The following is a 25,755-nucleotide window of genomic DNA, read 5'->3' as shown; positions in this document are numbered from 1 at the left end:
CCCGTCCCGGCTGACGATCAGAAATGATAGGCGAGGCCGACCAGGGTCTGGTGCCGGTCGAACTTGCCGCCGTCGCCAAGGTCACTATATCGATATTCGATACGCGCCGTCACCTTGTCGGCGACGAAGCGCTCGACGCCGGCACCCACGCCCCAGCCGTCGAAACTGTCATGGCCCGACAGGGTGCCGCTGGCGTCGCTGAGCGCGATACGGGCGCGCATATTCTCGTAGCTGCCCCGGACATAGAGCAGGGTGTTGCCGCCGACGACATAGCCGGCGCGGGCGCCGATATCGAAGCTGTAATTGGGATCGATCAGCGCTCCGCCGACGCGCGATGCGTCATCGGCGGCGATGTCGAAACCGGCCTCCACGCCGACCACGATCTTGTCGGTAAGCTGATGATCATAACCGGCAAATCCGCCACCGAAGAAGGCGTCGCGCGATTCATGCAGGTCGAGACGGCCGACATCGCTGTTGGCGCTGCCGATGCTGTCGCGGTTCCAGCCCGCCTGGACGCCGACATAGGGGCCCTGGAAGCTTTCGGCATGGGCGGTGCCGCAGGCGAGGGCAAGGCCGATGGCTGCCGCGGTGCTGGTCATGTTTCTCATCATGTCTATCCCTTTTCCCATTTGTTCGAGATGGGCTCGAAATAGGGAAAAAGGCGGGCATGATAAGCCGGCGGCGGCGCACCAGACTGTCTCGCGTTGCGAGACAATCCGGTGGCCGGCCGATGCGCCAATGCGGGAGGATCAGTTCTGAAGCTGGTCCTTCTTCGGCAGGATCTTCTCGACGATGACGGGCGCCACCGGAGCGGGATCGACCGCGCTCTTGACCAGGCTGTCGAGGCTGGAGCCGTCGAGGCCCAGTTCTTTCATCAGCCCGTCGATCACCGGCGCCTGGGCACGGTAGCGCAGCGCGGCGGACACCGCGGCGCTGGCGAGATTCTGGTCGCCACCGGCGCTCACCAGGCCGTCCGCGCCCGCACCGCCGCTCTGGCCGGTAAGGCCGTCGACCTGCACGATCTTGATCGAGTCGATCGATTCCATCGGCTTGGCCGCCTCGCGCACCAGGTCGGGCAACACCTTGAGCAAAGCGAGCTTGGTTTGCAGCGACATCTGGTCGGAGGACAGCAGGTTTGCCGCTTCGTTGACTGCGCGTTGGCCGGCGGCCTCCACCTCGAAGCGGACGCGATCGGCCTCGGCGCGCAGCTTGGCGGCTTCGGCCTCACCTTCGGCCGCCACGCGCAGCGCTTCGGCGCGGTCAGCAGCCGCCTGTTTCTCGGCTTCCGCCTCGACCCGGATCTGGATGGCGGCGCGCTCCGCCTCGCGCGCGGCGTCGATCAGTTCGATCCGCTTGGTGCGTTCGGCGATCTCGGTCGCGCGGCTGGTCTGCACCTGTTCTTCGGCGGCAACCGCCTTGGCACGGGCCTCGTCGGCTTCGGCCTTGGCCTGGCTTTCCTCGCGGCTCTTGTTCTGGACCGCGATCTGCTGTTCCTGGCGCGCCAGTTCGAGCGCCTGGGCCTGGGCGATCTTGGCCTGCTGCACGGCGCGGTCGGCCTCGATCTGCTGGCTGTCGACCAGCTTCTTCGCCTCGATCCGGGCCTGGTCGGCTTCCTGGCTGCGCAGCGACTGTTCGCGGGCGACTTCGGCGACCTGGGCGGCGCGGCGCATCTCAACCTCGCGTTCCTGCTCCAGCCGGGCAAATTCGGCGTCGCGGGCGATCAGCAGGGACTGGCGCTCGGCCTCCAGATTTTTGGTTTCGATCTGGACGCGGGTTTCCTGCTCGATGTCGTTGCGCGACTTCTTGCGCAGTTCGATCTGCTCGGTGAGCTTGGTCAGACCCTCGGCATCGAAGGCGTTGTTGGCGTTGAAATGTTCGATCGAGGTCTGGTCGAGGCCGGTGAGCGAAACGCTCTCCAGTTCGAGGCCGTTCATCGCAAGGTCGACCGAGGAGACCTGCTGCACCTTCTGCACGAAATCACCACGCTGTTCGTGCAGCTGATTCATGGTCATGCCGGCCGCGACCGAGCGCAGCGCGTCGACGAACTTGCCCTCGACCAGTTCCTTCAGGGCTTCGGGATTCATGGTGCGCATGCCCAGCGTCTGCGCGGCGGTGGCGATCGACTGGGCATCGGGCTTCACGCGGACATAGAATTCCGCCTTCACGTCGATGCGCAGGCGATCGAGCGTGATCAGCGCGTCGCTATTCTTGCGTTCGACCGCCAGGCGGACGGTGTTCATGTTGACCGGCATGGTCTCGTGGAAGATCGGCAGCACCAGCGCGCCGCCGTTCATCACCACCTTTTCTCCGCCGAAGCCGGTGCGGACAAAGCCGATTTCCTTGGATGCGCGCTTGTAGAGGCGGGCGATGACGATGCCCAGCACGATCAGGACGAGCAGGCCGCTGCCGGCGATCATCGCATAGGGCAGGATGGAGAAACTCTCCTGCACGGCGGGAAGATTCATGACTCTCTCCTAGAGACGGGGCAGATAATGGTCGCCATGCGAGATGGCGCGGAACAGATGCTCTTCGCGGCGCACGAGCAGGATGGTCTCGCCTTCCTCCAGCACCTGGCCGTCATTGTCGGGCTCGACCATGACATAATGGGCCTGGCCATGATGATCCTCGACCCGCGCGCGGGCGGGGGAGCCGCGGGTCGCGCGGCCGGTGACGATGCGGGCACGGCTGCCGACCAGATGGTCGAGCGGAATGGCCGTGCTGTGGTCGCGGGGCAGCAGCGGCGCGAGCAGGCGGGCGGCAAGGCCGGTGGCGGGTAGGGCCGCGACGCCGGCGGCCGGGACCGCAATCCAGGGCGACAGCATCGCACCCAGAAGGTCGTGCGCCGCCTGCTGGCCAAGCAGGCCGATGACGGCAAAGCAGGTCAGGAACAAGGCGATCAGCGCCAGCAGCGGCAGGCGGCCAAAGCCCAGCCAGCCGAGCAGGTCTGCATCCGCGTCCAGATCGAGATCGGCGTCGCCAGCCAGGCCCAGCGCCTGGACGCCACCGATCAGCAGCATCAGCAGCAGGGCCGACACGAAAACGATATTTTCCGGCGCGAGAAGAAAGCCTGCCACCCATAACCCCCTGATTCGGAGGCGATGCTATCCGACGAAATGACGCCGGGACAGGATAAAGCGACGCGCTGTCTTAGTTCAGTGCATCGCCACGTCGCGGCTGAGATAGACCTCTGCCACGCGGCCGTCCTTCATCGCGCAGGTGAAGCGGCGGGTGGTGCCTTCGGTGGCGCGATAGCTGGCGCGGGTTTCGACCTCGCCATCGATATTATAGCCGTCGGCGGTCGCGCGCGGCTCGTCGATGTGCCGGATTTCGGCATAGCCGGCCTGGCCCTGCGCCTCGTCCCGCGCGGCCAGCGCGCAGGCGTCGGTCAGCTGGTCATTGCTCTGGTTGGTGGCAGCGACGTCCGAAAAATCATCCGCGCGGGCGGGCGATTCGGGGCTGTAGACATCCGCGTTGCCGGCATCCGCTCCATAATCGGTGCCGCCGGTCGGGGGCGGGGCGTCATTGTCGGCATAGGGGCGGTTGTCGATATCGGCGCCGCGTGCGTCCTTGCGGTCCTTGGAGACGGAATTGGCGACCACCACGGCGGCGCCGAGCAGCGCGGCAATGCCGACCGCGTCGCCAAAGCCGAAGCCATTGCCGCGATCATGGCGGTGATGCCAGTAGCGATCGTCATAGCGGGGCCGGGCCTGTGCCGGGGCGACGCTGCCCAGCAGCAGTCCTGCGCCGACCAGCGCACCCGTCATCCACCGCGTCCTGTTCCCGATCATCTGCCTATCTCCTGCGATGGACAGAGCCATAGCCGCGTCGGGCTGTCCAGAGGCTGAATGGGCTCAGTCCGGTTTGCGCTGGATGTCGAGCCCGGTGAAATGGGCGGCAAAGGCATAGCTGTCGGCATATTCCTCGATCAGCTTGTCGATCGGCTTGCCCGCGCCATGACCCGCACGATTCTCCACCCGCAGCAGATGCGGCTTGTCGCCGATCGACGCGGCCTGCAGCGCGGCGGCATATTTGAAGCTGTGCGCCGGCACGACCCGGTCGTCGGTGTCCGCCGTGGTCACCAGGATCGCCGGATACTCCTTGCCGCTCAAGATATTGTGATAGGGCGAATAGCCATAGAGCAGGGGGAAATCGCGTTCATTGTCGGGCGATCCATAATCGTCGACCCAATAGCGGCCGGCGGTGAAGCGATCGAAGCGCAGCATGTCCATGACGCCGACCGCGGGCAGGGCGGCGGCGAACAGGTCGGGCCGCTGGTTGACCACCGCGCCGACCAGCAGGCCGCCATTGGAACGGCCCTCGATCGCCAGACCATCCTTGGGGGTATAGCCCTGGGCCTTGAGATATTCGGCGGCGGCGATGAAATCGTCGAACACATTCTGCTTGTTGGCGCCGCGCCCGGCATCGTGCCAGGCCTTGCCGAACTCGCCGCCGCCGCGCAGATTGGCGATGGCATAGGCGCCGCCCTGTTCCAGCCAGGCCATGCGGGTCGCCGAATAGCCCGGTGTCAGCGCGATGTTGAAACCGCCATAGCCATAAAGGATGGTCGGTACCGCCTGCGCATGGTCGGCCAGCACTTTCTTGCGCAGGATCGTCATCGGGATCAGCGTGCCGTCCTTCGAGGGGTAGCTGACCTGTTCGACGCCATAATCGGCGGGATTGAAGGGCAGGTCGGGCTGGGCGAAGAGCTGAGTCTGCTGGCTCGCCGTGTCGAAGCGATAGATGCTGGCCGGCGTCACGAAGCCGGAGAAGGAGAAGAAGGTTTCCGGGTCGCCATCGCGCCCGCCAAAGCCGGCCGCCGTGCCCATGCCCGGCAGCGGCACGTCGCCAACCTTGCGCCCGTCCAGCTCGACCAGTTCGGCGACGGTTTCCGATTGGGTCATGTAAGCGAGGATGAAGCGGTTGCCGACCAGCGATCCACCGGCCAGCGTATCGGCGCGTTCGGCCACCAGCGGCTTTTCGCTGCGCCCCGGCCGCAGGGCATCGAGCGTCACCAGCCGCATATGGGCGGCCTTGCGGTCGGTGACGAAATAGAGGGTCGATCCGCGGCTGCCGATCAGGCGCCAGTCATTGGCGAGGCCCTTGACCAGCGTCCGCAGCTTGACGGGGCCACCGTCGAGCGCGGCGACATGCAGCTCGCGGCGCGGGTCCATGCCGGCAAAGCTGCTGACGATCAGCCAGCGGCCGTCGCTCGTCACCTGGGCAGTGTGGCTGAGGCCGGGGCGATCGGGCGTCGCATAGATGAGCTGGTCCTGCGCCTGGGGCGTGCCGATGCGATGATAATAAAGCTGCTGGTCGCTGTTGGTCGACTGATAGGCTTCGCCGTCGACCGGCGCGGCGTAGCGGGAATAGAAGAACCCCTCGCCCCGGCCGTCCCAGGCGGTCTGCGAGAATTTGACCCATTCGACCTTGTCGTCGAGGATCTTGCCGCTGTCGACGTCCAGCACGCGCAGGGTGCGCCAGTCGCTGCCGGCATCCTGCACCCCATAGGCAAGGAAGCGACCGTCGGGCGAGGGCGTCCATTCAGCGAGTGCGCTCGCGCCATCGCGTGCCCAGCGATTGGGGTCGAGCAGCAGCCGTTGTTCACCGGCCAGTCCTTCGCGGACATAGAGCGGCGTCTGGTTCTGCAGCCCCTTGTTATAGCCGTAGAAATAGCGGGTGCCTGCCTTGCGCGGCACGGTGAAGCGGCCATGGGCGAAGAGCGCCTGCATCCGCGTCTTGAGTGCTTCGCGGCCGGGCAGGTCGTCGATATAGCGGCGGGTCAGGTCATTTTCGCGGCCGACCCAGTCGCGCACGGCGGGGTCGGTGCGGACGTCATTTTCCAACCAGCGATAAGGATCGGTCACCTTCACGCCGAAATGATCCTCGACCAGATCCTGGCGGCGGGTGCGCGGGTAATGCAGGCCGTTGTCCGGCGGCGTCGCGTCGATCGCGGCGGGGGTGGCATCGCCCGAGGCAGCGGCCGCCACAGCAGAGGCCGGCGCGGCGGCGATCACTGCCAGCAGGGCCGGCAGCGGCCAGATCAGGCGGCGAAGCGCGCGCATCCTCTCGACCCTATTGTCCTTGAAAAGAAAACAGGCCGCGGCTTCGGATGAAGCCGCGGCCTGTTCGACTATCGTCTATCCACCGTTACCGGCGGAACCGCGATCAGGCGGCTTCGAATTCGTCTTCGTCGACGGTGTTGACCGGACCGGAGTCCTGGCCCTTGGCATCGACGTCACGGTCGACCAGCTCGATGATCGCGATCGGCGCGGCGTCCGAAGCGCGGAAACCGGCCTTGATCACGCGGGTGTAGCCACCGTTGCGATCCTTGTAACGCTCGGCCAGGACTTCGAACAGCTTGGTCAGCTGCGCATCGTCCTTCAGGCGGGCGTCGGCCAGACGACGGTTGGACAGGCCACCCTTCTTGGCGAGGGTGATCAGCTTCTCGACGTAGGGACGCAGTTCCTTCGCCTTCGGCGTGGTGGTCAGGATCTGCTCATGCTTGATGAGCGAGGCAGCCAGGTTGCGAAGCAGGGCGGTACGATGACCGGTGCTGCGCTGAAGCTTACGATGACCAACTTTATGACGCATGTCTCATTCCTTCGTTCGTTAAGGGGCCGGATGAGGTACCCCAGACCAGGCGGTTTTCATGGGGACCGCCTAATACCCCATTGACCGTCCGGCGACCGTCACGGGAGTAAATCCCGTGACGTCAGACGACGCTGCGCGTCGCTGGCCGGTCGTTCGCGTTCGCGTTGCGAACCGCCGCGCTGCTGCGCTGCGCGGCTCGCTCCGACTTAGCCCAGCAGCTCCTGTTCGAGCTTCTTGGCCATTTCCTCGATATTTTCCGGCGGCCAGCCGGGGATGTCCATGCCCAGGCGCAGGCCCATGGACGACAGCACTTCCTTGATTTCGTTCAGCGACTTGCGGCCGAAATTCGGGGTGCGCAGCATCTCGGCTTCGGTCTTCTGGACCAGATCGCCGATATAGATGATGTTGTCGTTCTTGAGGCAGTTGGCCGAGCGGACCGACAGTTCCAGTTCGTCCACCTTCTTGAGCAGATAGCGGTTGATCTGGTTGGTGTCGCTTTCGCCTTCCGAAGCAGCGGCAGCGGCATGGCCGGCAGCCGGGGCAGCGGCGGGCAGCGCGTCCTCGAAGTGGACGAACAGCTGGAGCTGGTCCTGCAGGATGCGGGCTGCATAGGCAATCGCATCTTCCGGCGTCACGGTGCCGTCGGTTTCCAGCGTCAGCGAGAGCTTGTCATAGTCCAGTTCCTGGCCGACGCGGGTGTTATCCACCTTGTAGGCGACCTGGCGGACCGGCGAGTAGAGCGCGTCGACCGGGATCAGGCCGATCGGTGCGTCTGCCGGGCGGTTGGCGACGGCGGGGACATAGCCCTTGCCGATGTCAGCCGTCAGTTCCATGTTCAGCGTCGCGCCCTGATCGAGGTGACAGATCACCAGATCGGGGTTCATCACTTCGATGTCGCCGACGACGGCAATGTCGCCTGCCTTCACCACGGCCGGGCCGGTGGCGGACAGCTGCAGACGCTTGGGGCCTTCGCCTTCCATCTTCAGCGCGACCTGCTTGATGTTCAGGACGATGTCGGTGACGTCCTCACGCACGCCGGCGAGCGACGAGAATTCGTGCAGGACATTCTCGATCTTGATCGAGGTGACCGCCGCGCCCTGGAGCGAGGAGAGAAGAACCCGGCGCAGCGCGTTGCCGAGCGTCAGGCCGAAACCGCGCTCAAGCGGTTCGGCAACGAAGGTCGCCTTGCGCTTGCCGTCGCCGGTCGGCTTGATCTCGAGGGCGTTGGGCTTCTTCAATTCCTGCCAGTTCTTCATGTTGACAGTCATGTACTTCCCCTGGGGATGTGGCCGTAACGGGTAGATCCTGGACCCATCAGGACGTTCCGGCCGATGCAAACGGGTAAGCGGGCGACGCGTCCGCCGCCCGCCTTCAAGCCTCTAGCGAAGCTTAATTAGACGCGGCGGCGCTTCGACGGACGCACACCATTGTGCGGGATCGGCGTGACGTCGCGGATCGAGGTGATGTGGAAGCCGACGGCCTGCAGTGCGCGCAGAGCCGATTCACGGCCCGAACCGGGGCCCTTGACTTCGACTTCGAGGGTGCGGACGCCATGTTCGGCGGCCTTGCGGCCGGCGTCTTCGGCGCACACCTGAGCGGCGTACGGGGTCGACTTGCGGCTGCCCTTGAAGCCCATCATGCCGGCCGAGGACCACGAGATCGCGTTGCCCTGGGCGTCGGTGATGGTCACCATGGTGTTGTTGAAGCTGGCGTTGACGTGCGCGACGCCGGCCGAGATGTTCTTGCGTTCGCGGCGCTTAATGCGCTGGGGTTCGCGTGCCATTTTGCTCTAATCCTACAAAAATCGTTCAAAAGCAGAAGTCACCGGAGGGTCGGTCCAGAGGACAAGACCCTCGACGATTACTTCTTCTTGCCGGCGATCGGCTTCGCCTTGCCCTTGCGGGTGCGCGCATTGGTGTGCGTGCGCTGACCGCGGACCGGCAGGCCCTTGCGATGACGCAGGCCGCGATAGCAGGCCAGATCCATCAGGCGCTTGATGTTCATCGCGGTTTCGCGACGCAGATCGCCTTCGACGGTCAGGTCGGCGTCGATGGCTTCGCGGATCTGCAGGACTTCGGCGTCCGACAGGTCCTGAACGCGGCGCGCATGGTCGATGCCCAGCTTGTCGGCGAGGTCGACGGCGGTCTTGCGACCGATGCCGTGGATGTAGGTGAGCGCGATGATTACGCGCTTGTTGGTCGGGATGTTAACACCCGCAATACGTGCCATGGTACTTAAATCTCCTGCTCCACGGGGCAGTTGGCGCCGCCCCATCTCAAAGCGTTCGGGCCTCTTTCCTGGCAAGGAAAAACAGGCCATGATGTTGCTTCCCGAGACGCAAAAAAGACGGCCAGTGCAGGAAGCACTGCCGCTGTTACGCGTGTAGGGAACGGCGGCCTTTATCGATTCGCCCCAAAACTGTCAATATCCGGCGCTTTTTTGAGGCTCTCCGTGCGATGAACGGAGCGGTTGCGCATGGGGGCAAGCGGCGATGGCCGTGGCCGGCCATCCGCCTCTACCGTCGCCCTGCCCCTTTTCGGGTTGAGCGCTCCGGCCGGCTCGGGCATGGAAGCGCGATGCGTCTGACCCGATTTCTTGTGTCCGCCCCGGCCCTTGCAGCGCCGCTGACCCTGTTGGTGGCCGGCTGCGTCGCGCCGCCCTCCGCGCCGGCGCCGCGCCCCGCGCCAGCACCCCGGCCTGCGCCGGTGCCGCCAGCCGAGCCGGCCCAGCCTGCGGCGGTCGAGTGGCAATATCGCCCTGCGACGCCGGGCAACTGGACCTATCGCGCCGATCCGGCCGGGCCGGTCGCACTGTTTGGCGAGTCGGCTTCTGCCCCGCGTTTGACGCTGCGCTGCGACCGGGCGACACGGCGGATCAGCCTGAGCCGCGCCGGCGGCGGGCAGGGGGCGATCACGGTGCGGACAAGCTATGGCGCGAGCAGCTGGCCGGCGGTGATGGCGGGGACGCAGGTGCCGCAGCTGACTGCCGTGCGCGGCGCGAGCGACGCGGTGCTGGACCAGCTCGCCTATAGCCGGGGCCGGTTCGCGATCGAGGTGCAGGGGCAGGAGACGCTGATCGTGCCGGCCTGGGCCGAAATATCGCGCGTGATCGAGGAGTGTCGGGGCTGAAAATCAGCGGTCCCGCCGTTTCGGCGCGGACGTTCAAGTATGATTCCAAAAAAGAATATTACAAGTCTTGATCCTGCAATCCGTCTGATTCACAGTCCGTCTCGTGGCCGATCGAGGGGTAGCTCAAAGCCGGTCACGCGGGCTTAATTAGCGAAAGGAGGTGATCCGATGTCTCATGGTTCAGCAATGGGGTCGGTCAAGTCCATTCGGGAAACGCGCCGCTGACGACGCCGGAGCGTCGGTACAAACCCTTCATGGTGTAGAGACCAAGAGCGCCGACATACAGGCCGTCTCCGCCAGGGGCTTTAGCGCGAACTTGTCTTCCTTCTGGGCGGTTTCCGGCCGCTGACCATGCACATGATGGGCCGTCGGGCATTGCGTCCCGGCGGCCCCTCTCATGTCCGGGGTGCGGCGCTTTTTTTGAGACATCGCGAAAGGGCGATGTCTCGGTACGGTGCCGGCCCGCGCCCCCGCCCAACCACCCGACAGGATGACGCTGGATCGGGCGGTTGGGCGGGGGAGCGGGCTGGAACCGGCTTTCTAAAACGGACCCTCAACGCCGGCGGGTTGCGAACCAGATGACGTGGCGGGGGCCCTTGCCATTGTCGCGCGCCTTGACCGCGACTTCCTCGACCGCGAAGCCCGCATTCTGCAACCGCCGGGTGAAGGCGGCGTCCGATCCCGCCGACCAGATCGCCAATATGCCGCCGGGCTTGAGCGCGCGCATCGCGCTGGAGAGGCCGGCATTGGTATAGAGCCGGTCATTGGCGTCGGCGGTCAGGCCGTCCGGGCCATTGTCGACGTCGAGCAGGATCGCGTCATAGCTGCCATGGCCGGCGGCGATCACATGGGCGACATCATCCATCACCAGCCGCACGCGCGGATCGTCCAGGCAGCCGGCGGCCAGATCGACCATCGGGCCGCGCGCCCATTCGATGATCTCGGGCACCAGTTCGGCCAGCGTGATCTGTGCCTTGGTGTCCATTTCCGCGAGCGCGGCGCGCAGGGTGAAGCCCATGCCATAGCCGCCGATCAGCATATGGAGGCCGGCGCGCTTGCCCAGTCGCTCCAGCGTCATCAGCGCCAGCGCCTTTTCCGACCCGTTCATCCGGCTGCTCATCAGCTCATTGCGGTCGAGCACGATCATGAAGTCGCCGCCGCGGCGATAGAGGCGCAGTTCCTGTCCGCCCGGAACGGCGGCGGTGCCCAGCAATTCGCGCGGTGTCATGGCAATGGTCCTCAAGCAGGGCGGGGAAAGCGGCCGCATGACAGGTCGCGCGCCGCTGCGCAATGGCGGCCCATCGGACGGTTCGCCGCCTATGGGCTGGCCAGCGGCGGCGCAGGGGTCTATCGGCACCCCCATCATGCGTTATTTTCTCGATACCGAATTCAACGGCTTTGGCGGCGCGCTGATCAGCGTGGCGCTGGTGCCCGAACATGGCGACGATGATTTCTATGCGTCGCTGCCACTGCCCGATGTGATCGAACCCTGGGTCGAGCGCCATGTCATCCCCTATCTGCGCCATGTGCCGCCGGGGCTGGACCATGAACTCAGCCGGATCGAGGCGGCCGACCATATCGCCGCCTATCTGGATGGCGATTCCGATCCGGTGATCATCGCCGACTGGCCCGAGGATCTGGCCCATTTCTGCGCGCTGCTGACCACCGGGCCGGGGCAGATGGCGGCGGTCGACTATGGGCTGCGGCTGGAACTGATCAATGCGGCGGGCTTCAGCGCGGCGGCCAACAGCCGGGTGCCGCACAATGCCCTGCATGATGCGCGGGCACTGCGCGACTTTTACGTCAATAATTGAGGCGAAAGGGGCGGTGTTGCGCACCGCCTCTGGCTCTCAGAGACTGTTTGAGAAAGTCGGTTCCGGCCCGCTCCCCCGCCCAACCGCCCGACAGGATGACACTGGATCGGGTGGTTGGGCGGGGGAGCGGGCTGGTACCGCGCTGAAAAATCGCTCTTTCGCGATTTTTCAAACAGGCTGTCAGCGCTCCGTGCCCCTCGCCTTGCCCCAGGCATGGGCCGCGGTATAGCCGAGATAGGCGGTGCCGAAGAGCGCGTAGAGCGGCTCGGGCAGGGCGTCGAGATAGGCGCGCATGCCCGCGATGATCGCACCCGCTACCTCCGGCTGCCAGCCCGAGATCAGCCCCATCGGGATCGACCAGAGCAGCAGCGCATAGATGACGTAGAGAAAGGCCGGCCGCGACCGCTGGGTCCACAGGTCGGTCGGCTCGGTGGGGAGGGGGCCGGGGAGCAGGGGAATATCGTCGGTCTTCAACATGATCGCGTCTCCCTTCAGCCGATGCGGTTGGCGAGCCAGCCATAGAGAAAGGCCTCGTTGGCCGGGCGGCTTTCGGCCAGCGCCAGATAGCGTTCGCCCTGCAAGGCCTCGATCGCCTTGATCAGCACGGCGTCGCCGGCTGTGCCGCGCAGGGTGCGGAAGGCGCGCAGCGCGGCAAGCGTGCGGGCGCCGATCGCGCCATCGGCCTTCAGGTCGGGATAGTCGCGCTGGTTGCGGTTGAGCGCGTTCAGCGCTCGCTGGAGAAAGGTGCTGGCGACCCCCGGTCCCATGTTGACGGCGGTGTCGAACAGTTCGGCGGCGAGCGCCATGCTCTGCTGCGCGACCGCGGCATAGCCCGGCCCATCCCAATAGAGCTGGCGATAGATGGTGCGCGCGGTTGCGGGCGGCAGGCGGCGCATGTCGCCGGCAAAGCCGTTCGCCCGCGCGACGCCCAGCGTGATGCCCATATTGGTCGGCCCGCCGCGATCGGCCGGATGGTCGACATAGCCACCCTCCCGCGCGATCAGTTCGTCCAGCAATGTGTCGATGTCCATGATTGGCCCTTCCATGGTTCGTGGATGGCGAATCATTTATCCCATATGGTTATCTGTAGGACAGGGTGGAATGGCATGGGCGCGTCTGTCGAAGTTCAGTGTAAACGGGCATCTGGGGTCGTTCGCGCCTGAACCGCGTCGGCAACGCCTCTGCTGCGCGTCGGTCATGCACTGGAACGCGCCCCGTCCAACAGGGGCTGGGCCATCGTGCCGCGTTAACGCCGCGCGCGGCACGCGCCCCGGACGCGACACCCACGCGCCTTGCTTGCACGCGGCACGCACCGGTCGACTGGCGCGGGCGCATTCACTCGCACCACCAAGTGTAGAGCAGGGAGAGAGAGCGTAGGAAAGGGGATGTCGGGGCGGGGCCAGCATGGCGCAGCCCGGATAGCGCTCGGTCCGCTTCCGGGCGGAAGGCTGCCTGGCGCGAAGCGAGCAGGAGCGCTCATTCCTTCTCCCGTTGGCGGGAGAAGGATACGAAGCCTTGCCGGCAAAGCCGGTTAGGCGAAGTTGGATGAGGGCGGCTTGTTTCAGAAGACCCTCACCCTCCCACGCCTTCGGCGCGGGCCCCTCCCTCTCCCGTGAACGGGAGAGGGTAGGCTGACAGTCCGCCCCCCCTCTCCAACATGACCAAGATTTCATGATTGCGCGGATTGATCCGGCGCGGTGCGGGGTCTAGCGGCCATCCTGTTCCAGCCGGAATATTCCGCCCATCCTTTCGAGGAAATCATGTCCGACAACGACCATAGTCGAAAGACCGCGCGTTCGGGCATGGGGGCGAACTGACAGGTTCGGATCACCCGCCCGCCCCGAAGGCGCGGTCGCACGAGGTGATCCATGAATGCAGCCATCCGTTTTCTCGTCGGCTCCCTGCGCCGCGGACCCCAGGCCCCTGATCTCAACCGCCTGTTCGATGACGGCCAGACCTATGGCGAGCGGCTGGCCGACCGCGTCGCGGCGATCGGCGGTTCCTGGCGCTTCATCATCGGTTTCAGCCTGTTCCTGGTCGCCTGGGCGCTGCTGAACACGCTGGTGCTGGCGCGCCATGCCTTCGATCCCTTTCCCTTCATCTTCCTCAACCTGATGCTGTCGATGCTGGCCGCGTTGCAGGCGCCGATCATCATGATGAGCCAGAACCGCCAGGCGGCCAAGGACCGGCTGGAGGCGCGGCTCGACTATGAGACCAACCTGCGATCGGAAGCGCAGATTGCCAGCCTGCACGACAAGATCGACCTGCTGCTGGCGATGGCGGGCGAGAGGGGGGATATGGCAGGGGCGGCCGACTGATCTTCCGGCATTTCCGGGTCTTGTTTGACATTGTGGGTCATGGTCCCGCAATGTGGCTGCATGTCCAATGGGGCGACATGGGGAGGGTCAGGTCGTGCAGAACAGGCTTATCATCGATCGGCGAACATGGCTGGCGGGGCTTGTGGGGCTGGCCGGCCAGGCATCACTGACCGGGCCGGCTCACGCCCTGACCGCGCGGGTCCGCAGCCGGGTGATCATCGACAATGATTTTTCCGGCGATCCCGATGGCCTGTTCCAACTGGCGCATCATCTGTTGTCGCCTTCGGTGCAGATCCCGCTGGTCATCGGATCGCATATTCATCCCAGGGATTTCCTCGACGGGTCGGACCGGCAAGCCGACAATGCCGTGCAATGCGTCAGCGCCATTATGGATTGCATGCGGCTGCCGCATCGGCCGCCGGTGCTGGCGGGGCGCAATGCCGCGCCGGCGCCCGGCATGCCGCCATCGGCCACCCCGGCGGTGGCCGCGATCATCGCCGAAGCGCAACGGACTGATAGCAAATTGCCCCTCTTCTATGTTGCGGGGGCTGGCCTGACCGACCTGGCCGAAGCGGTGCGCCTGCGACCGGAGATCGCGCGGCGGATCATCCTGGTCTGGATCGGCGGGCCGGAACATGGGGATGTCGATCCCACCGTCCATGTCCGGGCAAGCAAGGAATATAATCTGACCATCGATCTGGCCGCCGCGCAGGCATTGTTCAACGATTCGGCAGTCGAGATCTGGCAGGTGCCGCGCAACGTCTATCGCACGCTGATGATCAGTCATGCCGAACTCGACCGGGAACTGGCAGGGGCGGGGCGGCTGGGCCGTTATCTGCTGGATCAGTTGGAGCGGGCAATCAGGCGGATCGATGCGCCGCTCGGCGAAACCTATATATTGGGGGACAGTCCGCTGGTCACACTGACCGCGCTGCAATCCTCCTTCGATCCCGATGCGGCGTCGAGCGATTATCTGATCCGGCCGACGCCGCGGATCAACGATCAGGCGGGCTATGTCGCACATCCGGCCGGGCGGCCGATGCGCGTCTTCACCCGGATCGATAGCCGGCTGACCTTTGCGGACATGTTTGCCAAGATCCGGGCCGGCAGCGTCTGACACGCAGGGGCAGGCCCTCCGCCGAAGCGGCGAAAATCATGGATTATGGCGATGTTCGGAGAATTTTGGTCGGGACGAGAGGATTCGAACCTCCGACCCCCACACCCCCAGTGTGATGCGCTACCAGGCTGCGCTACGTCCCGACCGGAGGGCGCCCAATAGAGGGATGAATTGGAAGTTGCAAGGGATTCGATGCAGGCTTTTTGCGGAGCGTGCAAATGAACGGCTTTCCCGTCCCTTGCCCGATGCTTTCAAAGCCCGTCATTCCGGGCGCGAAAAGCCAAGCTTGTTGCCTTGCCCCGGCCATCTGTGTTAGCCGCCCGCGCTTGATCCCATGCCCGCGCCCTGCGGGTTGGGGAGACCGAAAAACAAGGCGAAAGTCCCACCATGTTCATTACTCCAGCCTTTGCCCAGACCGCGGGCGGGCAAGCCTCCGGCGCCGGTATCCTGGTGCAGATGGCACCGCTGGTCCTCATCTTCGTCGTCTTCTACTTCCTGCTGATCCGTCCGCAGCAGAAGAAGATGAAGGAGCATAAGGGCAAGATCGACGCCGTGAAGAAGGGCGATCAGGTCGTGACCGGCGGTGGCCTGGTCGGCAAGGTCGCGCGCGTCGACGACATCTATGTCGATATCGAGCTGGCGCCGAACATGAAGGTCAAGGCGGTCAAGTCGACCCTGGCCGACGTGATCGACCCGACCACCGCCAAGCCCGCGAACGACTGATCCAACCATGCTGAACTTCTCGCGCTGGGCCATCGCCGGCATCCTGTTGCCGCTGATCATCGGCATCTTCTGCGCCGTCCCGAGCTTCCTGCCCGATTCGACGGTGGCGAAGCTGCCCCCCTTCATGCAGACGCGGGTCAATCTGGGCCTCGACCTTGCCGGCGGCAGCCATCTGCTGCTGGAAGCGTCGACCCAGGATGTGGCCAAGCAGCGGCTCGCCAATATGGAGGAGCAGGTCCGCACGGAACTGCGCCGGGGCGAGACGAAGATCGCGATCGGCGATATCTCCAGCCGTGACGGGAAGCTCAGCTTCATGGTCCGCAACCCGAGCGAAGTGGATGCCGCCGTCGAGCGCATCCGCCCGCTGACCCAGGGGGCGGGCCTGACCGGCCAGCGCGACTTCAATGTCGAGGTGGTCAACAGCTCCACCATCGTCATCACGCCGACCCAGGCGGGAATCGACAATGCGGTCAAGAGCGCGATGCAGGTCGCGACCGAAGTCATCCGCAAGCGCATCGACGAAATGGGCACGCGCGAGCCGACCATCCAGCAGCAGGGCGCCAACCGCATCGTCGTGCAGGTGCCGGGCCTGCAGGATCCCAAGGCGCTGAAGGCTTTGCTGGGCCAGACCGCGAAGCTGGAATTCAAGCTGGTCGACATGAGCGCCAATCCGAGCGAGGTGGCCCAGGGCCGCGCGCCGGTGGGCAGCGAAGTCCTGCCCTATCCGACCAATCCGGCCGGGCCGCCGGTGATCGCCGTCCACCGCCAGGTGATGGTGTCGGGCGAGGAGCTGACCGACGCGCAGCAGACCTATGACCAGCAGACCAACGAACCCAATGTCACCATCCGCTTCAACGGATCGGGCGGCAACAAGTTCGCCAAGGTGACGTCGCAGAATGTCAACCGCCCCTTCGCCATCATCCTGGATGGCAAGGTGCTGTCGGCGCCGAACATCAATGAGCCGATCCTGGGCGGGTCGGCAACGATTTCGGGCAGCTTCACCGTCGAGGGCGCCAACCAGCTGGCGATCGCGCTGCGGTCGGGCAAGCTGCCGGTCAACTTCGTCGTGGTCGAGGAACGCACTGTCGGTCCGGGCCTGGGCGCCGATTCGATCCGCGCCGGCCTGGTCGCGTCGATCGTCGCGGTCGTTGCCGTCGCCGCCTTCATGTTCGTGAGCTATGGCCGGTTCGGCATGTATGCGAACCTGGCCGTGGCGATCAACGTGCTGGTGATCCTGGGCGTGATGGGCATATTGGGCGCGACGCTGACCCTGCCGGGCATTGCCGGCTTCGTGCTGACCATCGGCACCGCGGTCGACGCGAACGTGCTGATCTATGAGCGTATTCGCGAAGAGCGGCGACGCGGGCGCGGGGTCGTGCAGGCGATCGAGTTCGGCTACAAGGAAGCCAGCCGCACCATCTTCGAAGCGAACGTGACCCATGCGATCGCCGGTGGCATCATGCTCGCGCTGGGCTCCGGCCCGGTCAAGGGCTTCGCCATCGTGCTGCTGATCGGCATCGCGACCAGCGTGTTCACCGCCGTGACCTTCACGCGCGTTCTCGTCTCGGGCTGGGTGCGTCGCACTCGTCCCACGGACATCCACATTTAAGAGGGGCGGGAGGAACAACCCATGAAACTTCTCAAGCTCGTCCCCGACAACACCAATATCGGCTTCGTCAAGCTGCGCCACTGGGCCTTTGGCCTGACGCTGCTGCTGACCGTGCTGGCGGTCGGCGCGACCTTCTACAAGGGCCTGAACCTGGGCGTCGACTTTGTCGGCGGCCTGATGATCGAGGCGAAGTTCCCGCAGGCGGTCGAGACCGACAAGGTCCGCGACACGATCGCGGGGCTGCGCGTGGGCGAAAGCTCGCTGCAGCAGTTCGGCGATCCCAAGACGGTGCAGATCCGCCTGCCGCTGCCCGAACAGGGCGGCGCCGGCGCGGCCAATGCGGTGGTCGAAAAGACCCGCAAGGCGATGGAGGCACAGTTCCCCGGCGTCACCTTCTCGCGCTATGACACGGTGTCGGGCAAGGTGTCGGGCGAACTGATCCAGAATGGCGTGCTGGCGGTTGTGCTGGCGATCATCGGCATCGCGATCTTCTCCTGGTTCCGCTACGAATGGCAGTTCGGCGTGTCGACCTTCGTCGCGATCGTCCACGACGTGCTGATGACGCTGGGCTTCTTCGCGATCACCCAGCTGGAGTTCGACCTCAACATCATCGCCGCCGTGCTGACCATCGTGGGCTATTCGATCAACGACAAGATGGTGATCGACGACCGTATCCGCGAGAATATGCGCAAATATCGCAAGATGGACATGAAGTCGCTGATCGACCTGTCGGTCAACGAGACGCTGCCGCGCACGGTCATGACCTCGGTCACCATCCTGCTGGCGCTGGGCGCGCTGCTGCTGCTGGGCGGCCATGTGCTGCGCGGCTTCACCGCGGCCATGATGCTGGGCATCATCGTCGGCACCTATTCGTCGGTCTATGTCTCCTCCTCGCTGCTGATCACGCTGGGCCTGAGCCCGCAGACGGCCGAGAAGAAGGCGAAGAAGGGCGGCATCGCCGCCCAGGCCGAGCGCATGGGCCCGCGCGACGGAGCCCAGCCCTGAGCGACCGTCACACCGGAATCGAACTGCGCCGCGACGATAGCGGCCAGGGTCCGATCGTCACCGGCTTTCAGGGCCGGGGCTTCCGGGTGAAGGACGATGTCTTCCCGGACGGGCTGTTGCTCAGCCCCGTCCGGGCACTGGCCTGGATGCAGGCGCCGGCGGTGTCGGCGATGAGCGTCGCGGCGCTGGGCGATTTGTTCGACCATCTGGAACTGGAGCCTGAATTCCTGCTGCTGGGCACCGGCAGCGGGTTGCAACAGCCGCCCCGCGCCTTCGTGCGGGAACTGGAAGCCCGCGGCATCGGCGTCGAGGCGATGGACAGCCGCGCCGCTGCCCGCGCCTGGGGCGTGCTGCGTGCCGAGGAACGCTGGATCGTGGGTGCGCTGCTGCCGCTCTGATCAGCCGGGCTGAAGTCGGGGATAGCGCGCCAGCCATTGCTTGGCGCGCACCCGTTCATCGAAGATCGTCCGCCTGGCGCCGAGAAAGGCCGGGCCGGGCACCAGCCGCAAGCCGAACAGATCATCCAGGCCGAAGGGGGCGTTGACCTCCAGCCGGTCGTCGGGCGTCAGACGGACGCCGATGGCGGTCGCCGTCTCGGTCCAGTGGCGCATCGCGTCGGCAGCATCGGCATAGGGGGCGTCCCGATTGCGCAGGTGCATCCGCGCCTGATTCTTGACCGACCAGTCGACGTCCGGGCGCAGCGTGGCCAGTTGCCGCTCGATCTGCCGGTCGAGCGCAGGATCGGTCCGGATGGGATCGAACCAGATGATGTCGATATCGCCGACGGGGATCGACGGGGCGTGGCCGTGGAGATGGTCCCAGACCGCATCGCGCACGAAGCCGGCGGCGACCCAGCCATCGGGCAGGTCAAGCGCGCGGAGCAGATGCAGGATGGCCATGCGCCAGGGATCGGCGTTCAGCAGATCGCGCAAACGGGCTTCCATGCGGATTACGACTTCATCGACCAGGCGGTCAGTTCCTCCAGGTCGAGGTCGCGTTCCAGTTCCTGCAGCACATGTTCGTCAATGTCGCCGGCGCGGTGCAGGCGCAGCAGTTCGGCGCGGCCGGCGGCGATTGCCTCCAGCACCAGATCGAAATGGGCGTGGAGCCGGTCGGCGAACTGTTCTTCCTGCCCGGCATAGTTTTTCGAGAGGACCGCGCGGCGCTGATAGCGTTCGAGCAGTTGCGGGTGGATGAGTTCGCCTGCCGCATCATAGGCGAGCTGTTCGACGCGCACGGCCTGGACCCTGGCGATGGCGGCTTCGGCATCGCTCATGCTGAGGCGGGGGCGATCATGAATCGGGTCGGAGAGGCCCGCCCAGCGGATCAGCAGGCCGAGCGTGGTGCCCTGGATCAGGACGGTGCCCAGGATCACGCCAAAGGCGGCGACCAGCAGGAAGTCGCGCCCCGGAAAGCCCTCCGGCACGGAGAGTGCGACCGCCAGCGTCACCACGCCGCGCATGCCGGCCCAGCCGAGCACGGTGGCGCCGCGCGGGCCGATCGGGCTGTAGCGGCGCAGGCCCATCGCGCGCAGCAGCAGGATGATGGCGTCCGAGCCGAACACCCAGACGAAGCGGGCGGCGGTGAGGGCGAGCAGGATGAGCAGCACCGGCACCGCCATATTGTCGAGCACGACGGCGAAGCCGCCGACCCGGTCGACCACGCCGCGCAGCGACGAGCCGATCAGCATGAACACGGTCGCTTCCATGAGGAAGATCATCACCGCCCAGAAGGCGGTGCCGCGCATCCGCACCGAGGCGGACCAGACGATATGCTGATACCAGCCGCAGATGAGGCCGGCTGCGACGGTGGCGATGACGCCGGAAACATGGAAGGCTTCGCCCAGCAGATAGGCCGACCAGGGCACCAGCATGGAAGAGGCGATCATCAGATAATCGTCACCCAGCCGCCGGACCAGCAGCACCCAGATGGCGCCGATCGCGCCGCCGACCACCAGCCCGCCGACGGCGAGCAGGATGAAGCTTTCGAGGCCGGCCACGGCACTGAAACTGCCGGTTGCGACGGCGGCGATGGCGAAGCGGAAGAGGACCAGGCCGCTGGCGTCGTTGAACAGGCTTTCGCCCTCCAGCAGGACCGACAGGCGGCGGGGGAGATGCACGCGTTGCAGCACGGCGCGCGCGGCAATGGCGTCGGGCGGCGAGACGATCGCGCCCAGCGCGGCGCAGGCGGCCCAGGGCAGGGACGGCATCAGGGCATGGGCGACGGCGGCGACCACGAGCGTGGTGAAGATCACCGCGCCGATCGCCAGTGACATGATGCCGATCAGGTGGCGGCGCAGATGGCCCAGCGCAATGAACCAGGCGCCGTCCATCAACAGCGGCGGCAGGAAGATGACCAGGACCAGTTCGGGGTCAAGCGAGATGACCGGCAGGCCGGGCACGAAGGCGAGCAAGGTGCCGCCGGTCAGCAAGGCGACCGCCGGCGGCAGGCCCAGCCGATGCGCGGCATAATGAAGCGCGATGATCGCCAGCAGCATGGCCACCAGCAGTTCGAACAATTCCACCGGATGCATCGGCCTGGCCCCTGTCTGTCGATCGCCCTACCCTAATAGGGTCGCCGATCCTGTCCAGCGGTCCGCCCGATCATCGCACCGGACAGGCGGCGAGGGCGGTGGCGATGGCATCATAAAAGGGTTTGGGCCGCAGCGCATCGTCGAAGGGGTTGCCGCGCATGGGCAGGCCATCCGGGCGGCGGCTCTTGGTCGGATAGCTGTCGCGATTGAGATTGGAATAGCGATCGCTGAGGCCCCAGCAGATGACCTGGGAGACATTGCGATGGCTGAGCGTGATGTCGAGATAGCCCTTCACGAAGGCGGCAATTTCGGCATCGCGTCTGGCCGGCTCCTGGTCGCTCAGATGGCGGTCGGCGCAATCCAGTTCGGTGATCAGCACCGTCATGCCCATGGCGTCCAGTTCGGCAAGGAAGCGATTCCAGGCCCGTTCGTCGCGGCCGCGGCCCAGCGTATTGCCCAGATGGCTCTGGATGCCGATGGCATTGACCGGCACGCCGCGCTTGAGCGCCTGTTCCAGCACGCGCAGCACGGCGTCGCGATGATCGGGATTCTGCTCCCAGCTCATATTGCCATTATAGACGCGCTGCGCATGGGGGGCATATTGCGCCATCAGCTGAAAGGCGAGGTCGAAGAAGCCCAGGCCAAGGATGCGGGTGTAGATCGAGTTCTTCAATTGTCCGCTCTGGACGACGAATGCCTCGTTCACGCAGTCCCATGATTCGATCTGGGGGAAGGTGGTCGCAATATAGCGGGCATGATCGTTCATCAGGGCGATGAGCGGGGCGCCACCCTTCTGTGCCAGCGCCGCCTCATTGGCGATCAGCCAGCCGGGCACCCGATCATCCTGGTTCCAGACGAACGTATGGCCCCGCGGCGACATGCGGTGGCGGCTGGCGAAGCGCAGGACGCGCAGCGCCTTTGCCGGGTTGCGCTGTCCCTCCTTGGCTTCGAGATATTTCCATTTGAAATTATTCTCGGCGGTCAGCACCGAACATTCCCGGACGATCAACTGGGCAAAGGCCGGATCGTCCAGATGGGTGGGCGATACGGCGGTGCCAAAGCGCAGGCCCCGGCTGCGGGCGATGGCGTCGAGTCCGGAAGGCGGCGCGACGGCCAGGCCGGGCGCGCAGGACAGGGCCGGGATGGCGCCCGCCGTCAGCGACAGCATGTGCCGGCGGGACAGGGGCGGGCCATGGTCTTTCATGCTGCATTTGTCCGAGCGGAGAGGCGCAGAGGCAATCGGTAATTGGCCGGAGGGGGCTGCCCGCAAAAAAAAAGGGCCGCCCCATGCGGGACGGCCCAATGCTTCTGTTGCCGGGGAGCTACTGTCAGAAGCGGAATTTGAGTGCGGCGCGATAGCTCTGATAGCTGAGGTTGCCGCGCCAGGCGGTGGTGTCGGCCGACAGGCTGATGTCGACATTGCCGGTGCTGAGGGTCAGGCCGCCGCCCACTTCGCCCCAATTCTTGTCCGAGCCACCCAGCGCGAAGGGCGCGAGCGATCCGGTGCCGCCGACGAAATTGGCCAGGAAATAGGCCGGCTGGTCGCGGAACTCATGGACATAATTGGCGGTCAGATAGGGCTTGAACCCGCCGACATCGATCTTCGCCGTGGCCCCCAGGCGCCCCTGCGCGCTCTGGATCGCATGGCGATGGATCACCAGCGCGGTGTCGCCGCCATATTCAGCGAGGTTGCCGCCGCTGATATAGGCGCCGCGCAGCGAGGCGCGCGGCGTGATGGTGAAGGCGTCGCCACCCAGCGGCGCGCCGATGCCGATCTCACCCGACAGGGCCAGTTGCTGGTCGCTGCCGCGCAGTGTGTAGGGGGTGGTGCCCACCGCAAAGGCGCGCTTGGTCTTGCTGGTGAGGGTGCCGGCGCTGCCGACGCCATCCAGAACGACGCCGCCCAGATCCCAATTGCCATAGACGGTGGCCTGGTACAGGCGGGAACGGGCGGTGTCGCCGATGCCGGTATTGCCCTTGAGCTCGCTGAAGGAGGCGGCCAGGCCGATCACGGCATCGTCGCCGATCATCTTTTCGATGCCGGCCGCACCATACCAGCCGTCGAACTTGTCGCGGCCGGTGGTGATGGCGCCCCGCATCGGATCGCTCTTGCCGTCGATATAGCCGCCGGCGATGAAGGCGCTGACGTCTTCAGGCAGGGCATTTTCCTGGGTGACGGTTTCGTTGCCGCCGCCCTGATCCATGCCCAGGTTCAGATTGTTCATGCTGAGCGCGGCGAGCTGGAGCGGCTGACCGGTCATGGTCAGCGTGCCGCCCATGCTGCCGCCGCTGACGCGTGCCAGGCGATCGCGATAGAAGCGGGCCATATTGTCGTTCAGCACTTCGGACATGGAGGTGCGGAGCGCTTCGGTGCGCGGTGCCATGGCTTCGAGCGACGCCTGGATCGCGGCGACGCTCAGCAGGTCGGCCTCGCCATAGAGGGTGGCATAATTGCCGTAGAGGGCGCGGTTCTGATCGAGCAGGCGGGCAAAGCTGGTCTGCACCTGCGAGCCGCCATTGACGACGCCGGCATAGGTGCCGGCATCGACCGTGACGCTGACGCTGTTGGCGCCATAGGTCAGCACGGGCTTCAGGATGGCGCTGATGTTGGTCGGCGTGTCGAACGTGCCTTCGACGCCGCCTTCCGCAGTCAGGAAGGTGTAGCGGCTGCCATAGCGCAGCTTGGCGCCGGTCGCCGCGCCGAAGACGACCTTGCCATCGACCGCCGCGACGCCTTCGACATCATCGGTGGCCTTGACCGCGAGCAGATCGGAACCGCTGCTGCCAAGGTCGACATGCAGCGTGCTGCCCGAGGAGAGGATGGCATTACCCTCGACCGTGAGCGTGCCGATGGTGCCGATGCCGCCAGGCGCGACCACGCCCATGATGTTGGTGAAATAGGGGGTCCGCAGCGTGCCCTTGCCCGAGAGCAGGCCCGAGAGCAGCAGATAGTCGCCCGGTGTTTCGACCGCGCCATCGACATTCACCACGCCGGCGAGATGATTGATGTCCATCAGGCTGGTGAGCGATCCGGCGCTGGTCACGTCGAGCGTCGAGCCGGTGCCCGAGATGGTGAAGCGATCGACGGTGGCGTCGATGTCGAGCGTGGTCTTGCCGGCGGCGCTGAGCGTGACGTCATAATAGCGACCGACGACGCCCTGCGCAGCGACAGGGTCGATATTGTTCGGCACGAAATTGGTGGCGCCGGGCAGACCGTTGGCCAGGGTCGCGGCGGGCAGGACGGCATCGCCCTCCGCCTGGGCCTCCACGATGGCCTCGTCCGCCAGGCTGGCGGCACCATCAGACGGGCTGCGCTCGGCGATCTCGACCTTGCCCTTGTTGTCGGCGACGGTCTTGCTGCCGCTGGTGGTGGTCGCGTCGGTCGCCTCGACCGGCTCGCCATTGATCAGCAGCGTGTCGGTGCCGACGTCGTAACAGGCGTCGTCCGAGCCATCATTGGGCTGGTAGCAGACCTGGCCGAACTTCTGCGCATCATCCTCGCCAAAGGCGCCGGCGCCGGGCGTGGTCGGCACGCCGTTCACCAACGATCCGTTGCTGTCGATGATCATGTAATTGGGATCGAGCGCCGTCACCCAGTGGCTGGCGTCGCTCCATTTGCCGTCGCCGGCCTTGGCAGTGGCGTAGCGATAGGGATTATTCTGCGCGATCCAGTCCCAGAAGAGGTAGAGCGGTTGATAGAAGGCGGAGCCGCCATAAGAGCTTTGCGGCTGTTCCAGGAAGTAGCGGCTGCCGCCCGACAGGACGCCCAGCACCACCTTCTGGTCAAAGGTCTGGTCGAGGATCAGCGGGCCGCCGGAATCGCCGCCGGCGGTATTGCCTTCATTGGGAAGCGCATCGTCCTTGAAGACATTGAAGTCGAATTCGTTGGTCCGGGTCGGATCGTCGAAGTCGGTCTGGTAGAGATTCTGGGTATAGCCACCGCCTTCGCCGAACAGGAAGATGTCGATATCGTCGAGCGAGCCGAGCATGCCGAGGAAATTCTCGGCCACCTTGCGGCGATAATCGATGCCATAGCTGTTGCCGGTGGTGCCGCTGCCGCTGCGGCCATAGCCGGTGATCGTCACATGATAGCCGGTGCCGGTCGTGTCGCTGATGCTTTCCGGCGCGGGCAGGGCGGAAAAGAGCATCGCCCAGGTCGGCACGTCGCTGGCCGGCGTGTCGAGCGTGGCCATCGCCGTGTCGCCATAGAGGAAGCTGAGCGCCGGCGGATCGAGCGAGTCCGGATTATAGGCGATATTGTTGACGTTATAGACGCTGAGCGCGGTGTTGGTGCGATAGCCGTTGTTGATCCAGTTGACGAGGCCGGGGCGGGCGTTGCTCTGGAAGGCGAAGGCGACCGGAATGCCGTCATTCACCGTGCTGTAGGTGCTGGGGTCATAATCATTGACGCAGTGGGCGGCGAAAATGACGGTGCGCGGATTGATCAGCGTGCCGGTGCAGACATAGCCGTCGGCGCGATACATGATGCCGACGCCGTTCACATCGGTGCCATCGACGATGTCGGCCGGCGTATTATTGTCGTTCGGCACGACGGCATGGGCTGCCGGTGCGATGCTCAGAGCGGACAGAGCGGCCGATGCCAAAAGGGCAGAACGACCGGCGCGTGCCAACAGGCCCGCGCCATTCTTACGAATGCGCATGATGTTAACTCCCCAAAGACCGTTGGCGAGGCTATGCAGCTATCAGGCGCAAGACAATTACCCAAAAATGAAAGTTTCTGTCATGTATCCAAAAAGACACAATGTTATCTTTGCGTTATGAATATCCAACGTTGATTGACTGATCCGGCGGTCATGCCGTTTTCTATGTTAACGGTATCGATTATGTAATTTATGCAAATGTAATGGGTCGAAGAAATGCCGGGGATTTTCGGCTTGTTTCCCGCCCACTTGCGGA

The 25,755-nt window shown here is 65.2% G+C and carries 24 protein-coding genes and 1 tRNA gene; 8 read left to right on the top strand and 17 right to left on the bottom strand.

The annotated features are described in order from the left end of the window. Positions 1-17 precede the first annotated feature (17 nt). The 9 genes from DIZ22_RS15050 to rpsM all read right to left on the bottom strand — a co-directional run bounded on the left by DIZ22_RS15050 (position 18) and on the right by rpsM (position 8,820). The gene (locus DIZ22_RS15050; protein WP_010339528.1) at positions 18-599 is read right to left on the bottom strand and encodes a porin family protein; all 582 of its coding nucleotides are present in this window, start codon (positions 597-599) and stop codon (positions 18-20) included. A gap of 150 nt (positions 600-749) precedes the next feature. Continuing rightward, positions 750-2,465 (bottom strand): flotillin domain-containing protein, encoded by a 1,716-nt coding sequence (locus tag DIZ22_RS15045; protein ID WP_010339527.1) that lies wholly within the window; start codon positions 2,463-2,465, stop codon positions 750-752. 9 nt (positions 2,466-2,474) lie between these two features. Further along, complete coding sequence (locus DIZ22_RS15040) at positions 2,475-3,074, bottom strand: OB-fold-containig protein (protein WP_010339526.1); 600 nt, start codon at positions 3,072-3,074, stop codon at positions 2,475-2,477. 78 nt (positions 3,075-3,152) lie between these two features. Then, a complete protein-coding gene (locus DIZ22_RS15035; RefSeq protein WP_010339525.1) occupies positions 3,153-3,764 on the bottom strand; it encodes a hypothetical protein in 612 nt (203 codons plus the stop codon). 87 nt (positions 3,765-3,851) lie between these two features. Beyond that, complete coding sequence (locus DIZ22_RS15030; protein WP_122928369.1) at positions 3,852-6,062, bottom strand: prolyl oligopeptidase family serine peptidase; 2,211 nt, start codon at positions 6,060-6,062, stop codon at positions 3,852-3,854. Positions 6,063-6,165: 103 nt separating this feature from the next. Further along, entirely contained in the window at positions 6,166-6,591 is a 426-nt protein-coding gene (gene rplQ / locus DIZ22_RS15025; RefSeq protein WP_004208754.1) for a 50S ribosomal protein L17, read from the bottom strand. A 206-nt stretch (positions 6,592-6,797) separates the two neighbouring features. Next, a complete protein-coding gene (locus DIZ22_RS15020) occupies positions 6,798-7,859 on the bottom strand; it encodes a DNA-directed RNA polymerase subunit alpha (RefSeq protein ID WP_004208753.1) in 1,062 nt (353 codons plus the stop codon). A 125-nt stretch (positions 7,860-7,984) separates the two neighbouring features. Beyond that, positions 7,985-8,374: a 30S ribosomal protein S11 gene (gene rpsK / locus DIZ22_RS15015; RefSeq protein WP_004208752.1), complete on the bottom strand. Its 390-nt coding sequence runs from the start codon at positions 8,372-8,374 to the stop codon at positions 7,985-7,987. A gap of 77 nt (positions 8,375-8,451) precedes the next feature. Next, the gene (gene rpsM / locus DIZ22_RS15010) at positions 8,452-8,820 is read right to left on the bottom strand and encodes a 30S ribosomal protein S13 (RefSeq protein ID WP_004208751.1); all 369 of its coding nucleotides are present in this window, start codon (positions 8,818-8,820) and stop codon (positions 8,452-8,454) included. 347 nt (positions 8,821-9,167) lie between these two features. On the opposite strand from rpsM, the gene DIZ22_RS15005 reads away from it, so the two are divergent. After that, the gene (locus DIZ22_RS15005; protein WP_010339523.1) at positions 9,168-9,719 is read left to right on the top strand and encodes a hypothetical protein; all 552 of its coding nucleotides are present in this window, start codon (positions 9,168-9,170) and stop codon (positions 9,717-9,719) included. A gap of 553 nt (positions 9,720-10,272) precedes the next feature. Here the strand turns inward: DIZ22_RS15005 and DIZ22_RS14995 are convergent. Next, positions 10,273-10,947, bottom strand: a complete 675-nt coding sequence (locus tag DIZ22_RS14995) for an MnmC family methyltransferase (protein WP_010339522.1) — start codon at positions 10,945-10,947, stop codon at positions 10,273-10,275. Positions 10,948-11,083: 136 nt separating this feature from the next. On the opposite strand from DIZ22_RS14995, the gene DIZ22_RS14990 reads away from it, so the two are divergent. Beyond that, positions 11,084-11,533, top strand: coding sequence for a hypothetical protein (locus tag DIZ22_RS14990; protein ID WP_026108855.1), 450 nt, complete (start codon positions 11,084-11,086; stop codon positions 11,531-11,533). A 180-nt stretch (positions 11,534-11,713) separates the two neighbouring features. Here the strand turns inward: DIZ22_RS14990 and DIZ22_RS14985 are convergent, their stop codons facing one another. Continuing rightward, complete coding sequence (locus DIZ22_RS14985; RefSeq protein WP_004208747.1) at positions 11,714-12,010, bottom strand: 3TM-type holin; 297 nt, start codon at positions 12,008-12,010, stop codon at positions 11,714-11,716. 14 nt (positions 12,011-12,024) lie between these two features. Continuing rightward, positions 12,025-12,564, bottom strand: coding sequence for a glycosyl hydrolase 108 family protein (locus DIZ22_RS14980; protein WP_029547986.1), 540 nt, complete (start codon positions 12,562-12,564; stop codon positions 12,025-12,027). 837 nt (positions 12,565-13,401) lie between these two features. Between DIZ22_RS14980 and DIZ22_RS14975 the strand changes: the two genes are divergently transcribed. Together DIZ22_RS14975 and DIZ22_RS14970 are read left to right on the top strand one after the other, a co-directional pair. Next, a complete protein-coding gene (locus tag DIZ22_RS14975) occupies positions 13,402-13,851 on the top strand; it encodes a DUF1003 domain-containing protein (RefSeq protein ID WP_010338412.1) in 450 nt (149 codons plus the stop codon). Between the two features lie 94 nt (positions 13,852-13,945). Beyond that, entirely contained in the window at positions 13,946-14,968 is a 1,023-nt protein-coding gene (locus DIZ22_RS14970) for a nucleoside hydrolase (protein ID WP_048938090.1), read from the top strand. A 66-nt stretch (positions 14,969-15,034) separates the two neighbouring features. On the opposite strand, the gene DIZ22_RS14965 is transcribed toward DIZ22_RS14970, so the two are convergent. Continuing rightward, positions 15,035-15,111: transfer RNA gene (locus tag DIZ22_RS14965), tRNA-Pro, on the bottom strand. A 244-nt stretch (positions 15,112-15,355) separates the two neighbouring features. On the opposite strand from DIZ22_RS14965, the gene yajC reads away from it, so the two are divergent. The 4 genes from yajC to DIZ22_RS14945 are packed head-to-tail and all read left to right on the top strand — an operon-like array spanning position 15,356 to position 18,703. After that, positions 15,356-15,691 (top strand): preprotein translocase subunit YajC, encoded by a 336-nt coding sequence (gene yajC / locus DIZ22_RS14960; protein WP_004208743.1) that lies wholly within the window; start codon positions 15,356-15,358, stop codon positions 15,689-15,691. A 7-nt stretch (positions 15,692-15,698) separates the two neighbouring features. Continuing rightward, the gene (gene secD / locus DIZ22_RS14955; protein WP_010338410.1) at positions 15,699-17,300 is read left to right on the top strand and encodes a protein translocase subunit SecD; all 1,602 of its coding nucleotides are present in this window, start codon (positions 15,699-15,701) and stop codon (positions 17,298-17,300) included. 21 nt (positions 17,301-17,321) lie between these two features. After that, on the top strand, positions 17,322-18,305 hold the full coding sequence (gene secF, locus DIZ22_RS14950) for a protein translocase subunit SecF (RefSeq protein ID WP_010338409.1): 984 nt from the start codon (positions 17,322-17,324) through the stop codon (positions 18,303-18,305). Continuing rightward, positions 18,302-18,703: an MTH938/NDUFAF3 family protein gene (locus tag DIZ22_RS14945; protein ID WP_313041677.1), complete on the top strand. Its 402-nt coding sequence runs from the start codon at positions 18,302-18,304 to the stop codon at positions 18,701-18,703. The genes secF and DIZ22_RS14945 overlap by 4 nt, the downstream gene beginning before the upstream one ends. Here DIZ22_RS14945 and DIZ22_RS14940 read toward each other — a convergent pair whose 3' ends face one another. From DIZ22_RS14940 to DIZ22_RS14925, 4 genes are all read right to left on the bottom strand, one after another. Next, entirely contained in the window at positions 18,704-19,249 is a 546-nt protein-coding gene (locus tag DIZ22_RS14940) for a nucleotidyltransferase family protein (protein ID WP_010338406.1), read from the bottom strand. Positions 19,250-19,254: 5 nt separating this feature from the next. Further along, positions 19,255-20,838 (bottom strand): Na+/H+ antiporter, encoded by a 1,584-nt coding sequence (locus DIZ22_RS14935; RefSeq protein ID WP_122928368.1) that lies wholly within the window; start codon positions 20,836-20,838, stop codon positions 19,255-19,257. A 70-nt stretch (positions 20,839-20,908) separates the two neighbouring features. Next, the gene (locus tag DIZ22_RS14930; protein ID WP_010337282.1) at positions 20,909-22,042 is read right to left on the bottom strand and encodes an endo-1,4-beta-xylanase; all 1,134 of its coding nucleotides are present in this window, start codon (positions 22,040-22,042) and stop codon (positions 20,909-20,911) included. Between the two features lie 124 nt (positions 22,043-22,166). Next, positions 22,167-25,499, bottom strand: a complete 3,333-nt coding sequence (locus tag DIZ22_RS14925) for an autotransporter domain-containing protein (RefSeq protein ID WP_122928367.1) — start codon at positions 25,497-25,499, stop codon at positions 22,167-22,169. Between the last annotated feature and the right edge of the window lie 256 nt (positions 25,500-25,755).

Source organism: Sphingobium sp. LF-16, assembly GCF_003711185.1.
Classification (GTDB): Bacteria; Pseudomonadota; Alphaproteobacteria; order Sphingomonadales; family Sphingomonadaceae; genus Sphingobium; species Sphingobium yanoikuyae_A.
The sequence above is the reverse complement of the archived record's forward strand: the minus strand, read 5'-3'. Positions and strand labels throughout refer to the sequence as shown.